Source organism: Gluconacetobacter entanii (assembly GCF_003206495.1).
GTDB lineage: Bacteria > Pseudomonadota > Alphaproteobacteria > Acetobacterales > Acetobacteraceae > Novacetimonas > Novacetimonas entanii.
This window is the reverse complement of the sequence record NZ_NKUF01000113.1, coordinates 1-1,743: the sequence shown is the minus strand read 5'-3', so window position 1 is coordinate 1,743 and position 1,743 is coordinate 1. Positions and strand designations below refer to the sequence as shown.

Sequence of the window (1,743 nt, the reverse complement as noted above, 5' to 3'; positions counted from 1 at the left end):
GGTTCTTCCGCACTTTTCGTGATGATGTTTTTGATTATGCGGGCTGGAGGACACGAGCCCTGAGGAGTTCGAAGCCTGCTCTTCCGAACATGGTTCGCTTGATCATTTTCAATCGGCTGATCTGTCCTTCAACCGGGCTGGTTGTCCATGGTGTGACGAGAGAAGCTTCAATGGCAGCAGCATCCCGTTCAAGCGCAGGAATCAAACGTGACAGCAGCGTCGTTTTCCCTTCTTCCAGCAGGGCCTTCAGATCGCCCTCCTTTCTGGTGTCCTCCTTTTTACAGAGGAGGTTCTGCATTTTCCTGAGCCAGCAGAGCGTGACAGCGAGTTGCGGTTCGGCTTCCAGAAGGGCAGGAACAAGTAGGCCGTCCTGTCGTCCAGCAGACAATGGATCATCTGCAAGAAGAAGGCGTGCAAGTTTGCGCCCCAGAGGGGGCGAGACATACGCGGAAGAAACGGGTTTCGTGGAAATACCCTGTCGCGTCGTCACCCATTTCCGGACAGTGCCATATTTTCCTGTAAACCCCTGCTCCACGAGTTCCCGCCATAGCTGGCGAATATTCCGACATCCTTCGACCCATCTCTTTTCCAGATGGGATATGTAAGGCCCGAGTATGCTGCGTGTCGGAACCGTCCTTTTCCATGTTGGCGCATGGCCCCGCTGAAACCAGCGCCGCACGGTTTTTCTCTCTACTCCGATCGTTGTGGCGATAGCCTGAATACTGTGCCCTTCTGCTTTCAGGGCAAGAGCTTCATTGAAAAGAGTTTCACGTCGCTCCCCAGAGACTGGCCTGATGAGCGTCTGCGCTTCTTCTGGTTGTGTCCTGACTGTTCCAGACGTTTCGCTCAATGTCGTTGATGCGCTGAGTTGTCGCGTCAGGGTTCTGACTGTTGTCGTGAAACGGCCCAGTATGCTGACAAAAGCCTCTGACAGGTTCTTCAGCAGATGCCAGCGGTCCGTCACCTGAAGAGCTGATGGCGCGCCTCTGTGGCATCCATCTGCATAAGCACCAGCACGGTCTCTGGCAATGATTTCAACACCGGGGTGGGCCTGCAGCCATTGGGCCAGGGTCGCAGCCTCCCGATCTGGCAGGAGGTCAATGACATCATTTTTCTCAAGATCGACCACAATCGTTCCATAGTGATGTCCCCGTCGCCATGCCCAGTCATCCACCCCTACCACGCGTGTAGGGGGCATGTCTTTCCTGGTGTTCCGTGCCCGGGAAAGGAGGCGGCGAATGAGAGTGTCCGGGCTGATGGGGCAACACAGGCGCACGGTCATTCGTGCACCAGCGGAACCGCCCAGGGTATGGGCGATATAATAATGAAGATCGGTAAGACGCGTGGTCTGTCTGCCATGACGCACGGTTATCCCGTCAAGGGGCATCACAAAGGTCCGACGTGGACAGACCGCAGCCTGACAGAAAAAGCGTGGTACAGAAACGAACAGCGTGGCCGGACGGCCCTGCCATGGAAGATCCGCAAGTTTTCTCTGATAGAAGCTGTGAACGCGTTGTGTCGGGCACTGACAGTCCGGACACAGTACACTCCGCTTGCGCAGACCGACTTCGATCTCCACTCTGTTGTCCAGTGCAACAACACGACGAACGACGAGGGAACGGGGAAGATCAAGGATCCGAAGGCGTGACACTGGGGAATATCCATGAAAGTGGGCGACTTTCAGGATTTTCCAGTTCCAGAACCACAGTACAAGATACCCATCACGAAAAATGCGGAAGAACC

1 protein-coding gene is annotated in these 1,743 nt (G+C 55.2%); it reads right to left on the bottom strand.

Annotation, left to right across the window (positions count from 1 at the left end):
- Nucleotides 1-34 precede the first annotated feature (34 nt).
- Nucleotides 35-1,651, bottom strand: a complete 1,617-nt coding sequence (locus CFR72_RS16700; RefSeq protein WP_082770971.1) for an ISL3 family transposase — start codon at nucleotides 1,649-1,651, stop codon at nucleotides 35-37.
- Between the last annotated feature and the right edge of the window lie 92 nt (nucleotides 1,652-1,743).